The 9,956-nt window shown below is 32.3% G+C and carries 6 protein-coding genes and 1 tRNA gene; 2 read left to right on the forward strand and 5 right to left on the reverse strand.

What is annotated here, in order from left to right:
• Positions 1–5 precede the first annotated feature (5 nt).
• The 3 genes from AB8B90_RS06590 to AB8B90_RS06600 form a co-directional block, all read right to left on the reverse strand.
• Positions 6–2,399: a M14 family zinc carboxypeptidase gene (locus tag AB8B90_RS06590; protein ID WP_405334944.1), complete on the reverse strand. Its 2,394-nt coding sequence runs from the start codon at positions 2,397–2,399 to the stop codon at positions 6–8.
• A gap of 193 nt (positions 2,400–2,592) precedes the next feature.
• The gene (locus AB8B90_RS06595) at positions 2,593–7,281 is read right to left on the reverse strand and encodes a BspA family leucine-rich repeat surface protein (protein WP_405334946.1); all 4,689 of its coding nucleotides are present in this window, start codon (positions 7,279–7,281) and stop codon (positions 2,593–2,595) included.
• A gap of 355 nt (positions 7,282–7,636) precedes the next feature.
• Positions 7,637–7,710 (reverse strand) — tRNA-Met (locus tag AB8B90_RS06600).
• Positions 7,711–7,839: 129 nt separating this feature from the next.
• Between AB8B90_RS06600 and AB8B90_RS06605 the strand changes: the two genes are divergently transcribed.
• Both AB8B90_RS06605 and AB8B90_RS06610 read left to right on the forward strand, forming a co-directional pair.
• Positions 7,840–8,232 (forward strand): START-like domain-containing protein, encoded by a 393-nt coding sequence (locus AB8B90_RS06605; protein ID WP_405334947.1) that lies wholly within the window; start codon positions 7,840–7,842, stop codon positions 8,230–8,232.
• Positions 8,233–8,289: 57 nt separating this feature from the next.
• Positions 8,290–9,135, forward strand: a complete 846-nt coding sequence (locus tag AB8B90_RS06610) for an aminotransferase class IV (RefSeq protein WP_405334949.1) — start codon at positions 8,290–8,292, stop codon at positions 9,133–9,135.
• On the opposite strand, the gene AB8B90_RS06615 is transcribed toward AB8B90_RS06610, so the two are convergent.
• Positions 9,132–9,692 (reverse strand): YqgE/AlgH family protein, encoded by a 561-nt coding sequence (locus AB8B90_RS06615; protein WP_405334951.1) that lies wholly within the window; start codon positions 9,690–9,692, stop codon positions 9,132–9,134. The two genes, AB8B90_RS06610 and AB8B90_RS06615, sit on opposite strands and share 4 nt — an antisense overlap.
• Positions 9,693–9,849: 157 nt before the next feature.
• Positions 9,850–9,956, reverse strand: a 107-nt coding sequence (locus tag AB8B90_RS06620; protein WP_405334953.1) for an HU family DNA-binding protein, incomplete at its 5' end; no start/stop codon positions are given.

Genomic DNA, 9,956 nt, shown 5'->3' on the forward strand with positions numbered 1-9,956 from the left:
TTTTGTTATTGCTTTATAATTTGTTTTACAACAGAACCATTACTTTCATTATCAGTAATTTTCAAGAAATAAGTACCTCTGGTTAGGTTTTCAATATTTTGAAGGTTATAAGTGCCATTATCAATATTTATATTAGAGTAATTGAAGATCGTTCTTCCACTAATATCATATAACTCAATACCTATTTTTGAAATACCAGTATTAGGCATTTTGATTGTTATTGAATTACTAAAAGGGTTAGGGTATATACTAACTTGATCTAAAGTTTCATCTTCAAAACCTAAAGTGTCTTCAACTGTAACAATTACTTCTTCTCTAGCACTTTTATAATCTTCAAGATTCCAATCGTAGAAGAAATAGTAGTAGTCTAAATTGTTGAGGTTGTTATTTTTTATTGAAATTGATCCATTATTATAAGGATACGCGGTACCAGCAGGAGTATTGTTTCTCCATAGTCTAAACCCTGTAGATAATTCAGCACTTACTAATCTTAAATCATTAGCTACAGGAATCATAAAGTTAAGTTCAATTTGTTGAATTCCTGAATTTTCAATAAGAATAAGTCTAGAATCTAAAACATTTCCAGATCCATCTTGAAGTTGAACCTCCATTTCACCAGTATTTTCTGTATTTATTGTTACATCTTTAAGCAACACAGCTTCTGATGCGTCAAATACCAAATAGCGATCGGTTATTCCACCTGCAAAAAAGCTTCCGTTTGCTGAATGATTAGAAGATCCAGCATTACTTTTAGTAATCACATCTTCAACAAAATAAGATCTTGTCTCTGTTAAACTAGGTGTACTAAAACTATTACCAGTGGCTATTGGAGTATCATCATTTATATCATCATACCAATTAATGGTACCTAAACCTGTAGCGGTTAAAGTTGTACTTTCATTAGTATTGATTGTAACATCATTAGACACTGGTTTTGTTGACGCAGAAAGTAACGTCACATTTTGAACAGTTTGTGTATTATCTGTAACATTTACATTTATAGTTTGTGTCACATAACCAGGAGCTTCATAAGTCACATTGTAACTTCCGCCTTTAACTAATCTATAATAATCTCCTAAATCTGAATTTGAAAATACAAAGGAATTTAAAGCATCATGCCCAGCTATTGAAATTTTAGCAGCTATTGGATTTCCAGATTCATCAGAAACAATCCCTTGAAATCCGAAGTTAACTTGTTTCATGTAATCTAAAAAAGCTTGTTTGTTGTATGTCCAATGATTATCAATCGCATTCCCTTGAATCCACTTAGTGTCTGACAATTCAACTACAACTTCTCGACCACCTCTGTAGTAGTTCATATAGTCTTGTCGACCTCCATAAACTCGATACCATTCAGCTCCATGAGTTACTCCTGGACTTGGGTATATATCAGAATCTTCATCTACCATCATATAACCAGATGGGCTATTATTTTGTGCATGAGTTGCGTATTCAACAGAAATATATTCAAACCAATCATGATCAGCATGTTGGTCATAAGTATTGTCATAAGGATAGTTGACTAATTCAGTTCCGCCATGAAAATTTGCAGACATAACTATGTTATGACTTTCTTCAAACTTCATAAATGCTAAGGTTTCAGGTTCGTAAGTTCCATCATAATGAAGGCCAATTACATTATCTGCATAATTTCTATTTAAATCTTGACCATTAGCGTTAGCTCTAATAGGATTTGTAATAGTATTATTACCAGTATTTCGGTAGGCTCCATCAGGATTGGCTAATGGGTTAATATATATAACAGTATTATTTACAATGCTGTTCACTTCACTATCAGAACCATAATTAGTTAACAAGTATTCGGCTAATCTTATCATTAATGGAAAACCAGCTAATTCATCACCATGCATAGACGACGTGTACATGAATTCTGGTTCTGCTTCATTTGAATTAACATTGTCAGAAATTTTTAGCATCAAAAGTTGTCTTCCGTTAACAGAATTACCAATTGATTCAAGAGAACATAAGTTGGGATATGTTGAAGCAAAGTAATTCATTTTTGCTACATATTGAGTATACGTTGGATATGCATTCCAATCAACATCCCAAGCTTGAGTGTTGTCAGTAGAATTTACAGTTGTTATGAATTCATTTTCACTTTCATTAACTTCATATGGAAGTCCGTAAGCTAAAAACTGTTGAAATGTTTCAGCATTAGCGAATGCTTCTATTTCTAAAGTTTCATGACTTACATTGTGTCCAATTGATAGAAACTGAGAAATTTCTTGAACTTGCTGCTCACTATTTGCGGTAAATACAAAACATACTTCACCACGATTTTGTAAATAATTTTGCGCTTTTTCTAAATTTGAAGTTTGCGAATGTAGACTTAATGATACACACATAAGTAGTACATATAAGAAAGTAGATTTTCTCATTAGATTTGGGGTTTTAGGTAAATTTGGACTTTTAATTTGAGGCTAATATATCATTTTATTTGAATAAAAATCTATAAAACGCATAAAAAACCGATGAAACGCATAAATTTTTATGAATTGGACTTCATTTTGATATAATCTTGGGAGTTTATTTGTCTAGATTTAGTCCTTAGTTTGAATTAATTCTAAAGCATTAAAATTTTAAAAGTATCTTTTTGTTGATGGTAGAATAATTTGTCCCTACTTTTAGGACGTAGTTGCCTTCAGAAATATTTTTCACTGGAATTCTAAAACCTTCAGATGAAGTGTGTAAGTTTGATGTGTTCCAAGACGCAACTGTTTGTCCAACCAAATTAATTAAAGATACTTGTTTGATTTGAGTATCGCTTACACTTCTAATAAGGATTTCATTACTATCTTGAAGATAATTGATAATGATATTTTCTATTTCGTTATCAATTGCTGATAAAGTAGAGTTGTCAATAAATGTTAAAAAGAATCGATCACTGTAATTCCCAGATTCTAATGTTTTTTGAAAGTCTTGATTGTTAATCTGTGTATAAATGCTTTCATAGGCATCGTAGATGAATATATCAATATCTACTTCAAAATTTTCGATGACATCTAAATGAATTGTAATATTTCCGTCATCAGCTAAGTCGATATCAAGAGGGTAAGATTTAGTTATATCAAAATTACCAACTCCCTGAATAATGTATTTTTCACCATCAATATTAAAAGACATGTCGCTTGGGAAGTTTTCATTGTTTGGTGCATCATAACCATAGTCTGTACCATTTGTTGCTAAATCACTATTCATAAACCCAAGTAATAAATGTCTTGTAGAATTTTCAGGAGATACAAAATCAATCCTTATAAATTTGTTGGAGTTATCATAGTTGTCATTTGTAGTATTTTCACTATTAGGTATTGTATTTCTTAAAAATATTGAATTTCCGCTTGATTCTCTTACAAAAACACGTTGATTGTTATTAAATTGAATAGTTCCACCTGTTGCATTTCCAGTAACAAAAAAACCTTGTCCAACAGGAACATATTGTTGTGGTATTGTACTTGCATCTCCTACATTGTTAATGCCAGGAGGAGAAACTGCAGCAGTCCCACCAGTTAAATTTAAGTAAGCATAGCCACCTTCATATTCTGATAAAGTATGCGAAGTAGATGTTGAGGCTTGTTCCCAGAAATATAAAGTTCCATCTGAAAGCACAGCACTGTTATCGTTGATAAAGGTATATCCATCTATGGCTGAAGGGTAAGGATTTCCAACTAAAGCCTGATTGCTACCAGTGATTGGAGTGGTAATAGTTCCATTATTGGGTTGACCAATAAATGTATAGTTTTGAATGGAGCCACTATTTCCACTTCCTTTCATTGTAAATCCTAATCCCACTGGAATTGAAGTTGATTCCGAAATAATATTCCAATCTGCATAAGATGCTTCTGGATAGTTTTCAAAAAGATATAGCCATCTACTACTCATTGTTATTGGTACAGTTGATCCATCTGCATCATTATTTGCCGTCCATTGAGTAGGTAAAGGATTATTACTATTAGTGCCATCAAATAAAACACTACCTATAGTATAATCAGTACTATTGTTTCCTACAGGCGAAGACCAGTAGTTATAATGAAATAGATTTGTTGAACCTTGTTGGTCTCTTTCAATAGAACCATTTCCAGTATAATCAACTATACTACCCGAATCTTGAATCAATTGCGATTCACCAATTAAGTCAATTGTACCGTCAATTTTAAGATAATTTGAAATTTCTAATGATTGGTCGTTTGAGATGCTATATGTATTTGAATCGACAATTAAACCTAATAATAAAGTTGATCTATTACCAGAATTAATATCATGACTTGTTCTTACAATATTCCAATTAACGCTATTTGTATTAGGAATCATTTGAACGCTACCATTTAACCAAGTAGTTGCATTATCCCAATTACCATCACTAGTAGTGACATATGGTAGTGGAGCAGTTTCATCTTGTAATGAAGTTATGTTTGATAATCGTCCAGAAGTTCCAACATTTCCAACCAAAAATCCAGAATTAATATCTGAAGAGCTTTGATTCATTTTATAATATGCATCTAAGTTACTCCAGTTTAAGCCGGCAATATCTAAACCTAGAACAGAACCTCTCACAGTAGTGTTATCTTCAATTTCTTGGTTCATCATTTCATGGATTTGTTCTGAATTTAGAGCAGTATTCCAAAAGCGTAATTCATCTATCCAACCATTGAAATGATTTATTGGAATATCATTAAGCCTACCCATGGCTCCTAAAATGGTATTGTAATTATTGGCTACTGGATTAGGTCCAGCAGAATTACTTCTTTCTAAGCCATCGACATAGAGCGTATAATCTGTTCCGTCATAGGTTAGTGCTATATGAAACCATCGGTCTGATGTTATGCCGTTAGCTGAAATGGTATAGCCATTAGTTTGAAATGAGATGGTATTATTAACTAGGCTTAAATCATAACCAGAAGTTAGGTCGTTGGCATTGCGTTTAGATATAATACTTTGAGTGTTGCTATTAATTGTATTTGGTTTTATCCAGGTTTCAATACTAAATGTGCCTGATAAGCTATTATTGTCACCAAAATTTATATAATCATCACTACCATCAAAATCAATAACATCTCCACATGAAGGGAATATTACATTTAATATTGATGTTGCATCTGCGCAAGGAGCAGGGCTGTCTAGTGTCCATGTGATATCATAGGTTACTCCGCTTTCTCCTGTAAATGTTGCGTTTTGATTATTTATGTCTGAAAAACTATATAGGCTTCCGCTGGGAACTGAGACTGCAGACCATTGTCCTGTCAAATTACCTGATAATTGAATGGTTGTATCGTTACAATCAGAAATTGTTGTTGTATGACTTGCTATTGCATCATCTAATGGATCAGTTAAGCCAGAGATTACAACATTTTGGTTTTGAGTACTTGTATTTCCATTGCCATCATCATAGGTCCATGTAATTACCGTTGTTCCTTGAGCACTGATAGGAAGTATTGCATTATTTGTAACAGTAACCATTCCGCAGTTATCTGTAGCTGAAGGAGAAATAAGTGATGTTACTTCACATTCTGCAGTTATATCATTTAACGAAGCTACATCAGGAGCAGGACTAGTTACATCTGTGATAACAACATTTTGGTTTTGAGTACTTGTATTTCCATAACCATCATCATAGATCCATGTAATTACTGTTGTTCCTTGAGTAGTTATAGGAAGTGTGGCATTATTTGTAACAGTAATTGTTCCGCAGTTATCTGTAGCAGAAGGAGGAGTAAGTGATGTTACTTCACATTCCGCAGTTATATCAATTAAGGAAGCCACATCAGGAACAGGATTAGTTACGTCAGTGAAAAAAACATTTTGATTTTGAGTACTTATATTTCCGTTACCATCGTCATAGCTCCATATAATAATTGTTCCAGGTGTCGTAATAGGAAGCGTAATATTGTTAGTAACTGTAACAGCTCCACAAGCATCGCTAGCAGTAGGAGGTATGAGAGATGTCACTTCACATTCTGCGGAAACATCAGCCAATGTTCCAACATCAGGAGTTGGAGCTGTAGTGTCGACCACATTTACTGTTGCTGTACAGCTATCGGTATTTCCATATCCATCATCAACTGTTAAGGTTACAGTATTACTACCTAAATCTAAACAAGTAAAAGCTGTTTGAGATAAGCTTAACCCCATCACACCATCACCACATATAGTAGACCCATTATCAATATCATTTCCTGCTAAAATAGCATTTCCATTAGCATCTAGGTTCAATATAAAAGGTGTTGCAATGCATGTTGCTGTTGGAGGATCCAAACCTCCATCAATAATTGACCAACCATCAGAAGCTATCATATTAGCTCTAGCTGCAGTAGCTTCAATAGAGCAGTATTTACTACCACCACCATGAAAATTCACGTTATTTTGCAGTGTTAAGTTATTCCATGCAATTAGCATGTTCTCATAATTTGGAGTTGATAGTGTTATGAAAAGAAACATAGTTGTCATATCAGTGACATTTGACACGTCCCAATTACTTAGGTCTTGATCAAAAGAAATTGCTCTTCTGAACATGCTTTCCATATTAGTTACATTTGAGACATCCCAGTTACTTATGTCTTGATTAAAAGAATCTGCTTCAAAAAATGTACCTTCCATATTTGTTACATTAGAAACATCCCAACTACTAATATCTTGATTAAAAGAGTTTGCATCGTAAAACATTCTTAACATATTGGTGACATTTGACACATCCCAATTACTAATGTCTTGATTAAAAGAGATTGCTTCTCCAAACATATTTGACATGTCGGTGACATTTGAAACATCCCAATGTCCAATTGGGCTATTGAAATTAGTAGTGTTTCTTAGCATATGACGCATAGAAGAAACATTACTTAAATCTGGAGCATCTAATGGTAGGTAAGTATTAAATTGCAAATTACTACATCCACTAAATGCTTCGTACATAGAAACCCATGCATTAGTTCCCCATTGATTCACTTCAAGAATCTTTCGTCTATCTCCACTATAGTTGAAATAAATACTAGGAAAACTTCCTTGAATTCTTATGGTATAAGTTCCAGGGGTTCCAAAATCATGTACAACATCACCAGTAATCCCAAATTGATCGAAAATTCCATCATCATTCCAGTCCACATCATAAAAATATCCACCTCCAACAGTAGGAATTGTTATAGATGATGCGTTTGATGTACCAGGATTATCTGTTTTCCAGGTAGTAATGAATTCATTTTGAGCAGAAGCATTTGAAGAATTACTTAGTATTACAACTATGAAGGCAGTAAATAAAAAAAATCTTTTCATTAGTATAAATACGTTAACTGCAATTACATAATCATTAAGAATTTAACCTTGAATTTGGCATAGAAATCAATATGCGAAAGCTTACAAAAGTATGAGATAAAAAGTTCTTAGACTAAGATAGTCGTCTAAATGCAATTATATGCTATGTATGATATTTTTTTTCTCATTTACAGCTACCTTATTGATAGAATGTAAGTTAAATATTACTTTACAATGTAAATTAGAAAAAAGCTAAAAATTACTTATAATAAAAGCAATGTAAATTTGATGAGTTTTATTTTAACGAATCTTAAGAATAAGTTTAGGGTATAACATGAAAAAAGTCTAGCACGATTGTACTAGACTTTTGATGTTGTAGCGAGAACGAGATTTGAACTCGTTACATCCGGGTTATGAATCCGACGCTCTAACCAACTGAGCTACCTCGCCATAATTTCGGCTGCAAATATAAAAACAAAATCTATGGCAACAAACATAAAATGATTAAAATATTTTTTACTGATTAGTTTTAAACTGAACAATTAATTGTATATATTGAGCCTCACAATAAAATTACAAATGGAAGACAAAGTCAAGTTCGAAATGGAGTTTCCAATACATGCTTCTCCTCAACTTTTATATCAATATATATCAACGCCTTCAGGCTTATCTGAGTGGTTTGCAGATAATGTAAATTCAAGAGGTGAATTTTTCACTTTTATATGGGATGGTTCTGAGGAAAAAGCAAAGTTGCTTACTAAAAAAAGTGGTGAGCGTATAAAATTTAGGTGGATGACCGACGAAGATGAAGGTGATAATTATTTCTTTGAAATTAGAATTCAAGTTGATGAAATAACTAAAGATGTTTCAATAATCGTTACAGATTATACTGAAGAAGATGAGTTAGAAGAAGCTAAAATGCTTTGGGATAATCAAATTTCAGATTTAAAGCAAGTTTTAGGTTCTGCTTAAGAAGTCTCAGTGATATAAGTTTTATATTTGTCTCGATTAAATATCGAGACTTTTTTTATGATAAATTTCAATGGTAATTTACTAAACGATTCAAGTTTTATAACGAATGAAAATAGAGGTTATAAATATGGTGATGCTGTATTTGAAACCATAAAGTATGTACATGGTAAGCTTTTATTCTGGGAGGATCATTATTTTAGACTGATGGCTTCCATGCGCATAATGCGCATGGAAATACCGATGGATTTTACGATGGAATTTCTTGAATCAGAGTTACTCAAAACAATTGAAGCGAATTCACTTTTAAAGTCTTCTGCAAGAATTCGATTAAATGTCGATCGAGGAGATGGTGGGAAGTATCTTCCTACAGATAAAACAATCAACTATAATATTTCAGTCGAAGCACTCAAATCAGATTTTTATTCGGTTTCAAATCAAATAAAGTATACAGTAGATTTATTTAAAGATTTTTTTGTCGCACCCGGATTATTATCTACACTAAAAACAAATAATAAAGCCATAAATGTTTTGGGAAGTATTTATGCTGAAGAGAACGGTTGGGATAATTGTCTGTTACTTAATACAAATAAAAATGTTGTAGAAGCTTTAAACGGAAATTTGTTTTTGATCTCAGGAGAAACTATTAAAACACCTCCATTAGAAGATGGTTGTCTTAAAGGAATTATGAGAAAACAACTGATTGAGGTGATTGTGAATTCTGGAGATTATGTAATAGAAGAATCCTCTATTTCTCCATTCGAACTTCAAAAAGCTGATGAATTATTTATTAGTAATGTGATTACTGGTGTTCAACCCATATTAAAATATCGTAAAAAAGAATTTGCAACAAAAATCGCAGAAGATTTAATTAGGCGTTTGAATATAAAACTAAGAATATCTTAATTATAACTTGGGTTTTCGGGAGCATTAGACCATAATAAATAGTTGCCTCCTAGCTCTAGCATTTTTTCTTTCCAGAACGAATCACAACATTTTTCCATAAGTTCTTTCTTATAGATGTTTTTGGAGACAATCCATGAATTTGATTCTAATTCATTTTCTAATTGTTGAGAATCCCATCCAGAATAACCAAGAAAGAAACGTATATCAGAATTAGAGAGCTTATCATCTTCAAGAAGTTGTAAAACAACCTCAAAATTTCCACCCCAAAATATACCAAGAGAAATCTCGATACTATCAGGAATTAAATGTGGAACTTGATGAATAAAATACAAATTGTCTTGCTCAACTGGTCCACCATTGAAGACTTTAAAATTGGCATTGGTTTCTGGAATCAAATCTTGAAGCGTATATTCTAAAGGTTTATTTAAAATAAAACCAATTGAACCATTACTGTTATAGTCAGCAAGAAGAATAACAGATCTATTAAAAGAGATATCGCCAATTATTGACGGTTCTGCAATTAATAAATCACCTTTTTTGGGCTTTATGGTAATCATAGCGTATGATTTGAGAAATAAATCTATGACATATTTATTTAAAAAACAATAACTAAACTAAATACTTGAGTATTTCTTATTTCTTATATCATAGATATATAAAAAAAGAAAGCCCACTTTTTAAAAAAGTGGGCTTTTAATCTATTTTAAGAAGTGCTTAGTTTACAGCTCCACTTAAATCAGAACCAGCTTTAAACTTTACTACGTTTTTAGCTTTGATTTGTATTGTCTTACCAGTTTGAGGGTTTCTTCCTTCTCTTGCAG

It is taken from the genome of Psychroserpens sp., from assembly GCF_045105015.1.
GTDB lineage: Bacteria > Bacteroidota > Bacteroidia > Flavobacteriales > Flavobacteriaceae > Psychroserpens.

What these genes read in the sequence shown, in the direction of transcription:
- AB8B90_RS06590 (WP_405334944.1), bottom strand. Translation starts at nt 2,399, where the DNA reads ATGAGAAAATCTACTTTCTTATATGTACTACTTATGTGTGTATCATTA.
- AB8B90_RS06605 (WP_405334947.1), top strand. Translation starts at nt 7,840, where the DNA reads ATGGAAGACAAAGTCAAGTTCGAAATGGAGTTTCCAATACATGCTTCT.
- AB8B90_RS06615 (WP_405334951.1), bottom strand. Translation starts at nt 9,692, where the DNA reads ATGATTACCATAAAGCCCAAAAAAGGTGATTTATTAATTGCAGAACCG.
- AB8B90_RS06610 (WP_405334949.1), top strand. Translation starts at nt 8,290, where the DNA reads ATGATAAATTTCAATGGTAATTTACTAAACGATTCAAGTTTTATAACG.
- AB8B90_RS06595 (WP_405334946.1), bottom strand. Translation starts at nt 7,281, where the DNA reads ATGAAAAGATTTTTTTTATTTACTGCCTTCATAGTTGTAATACTAAGT.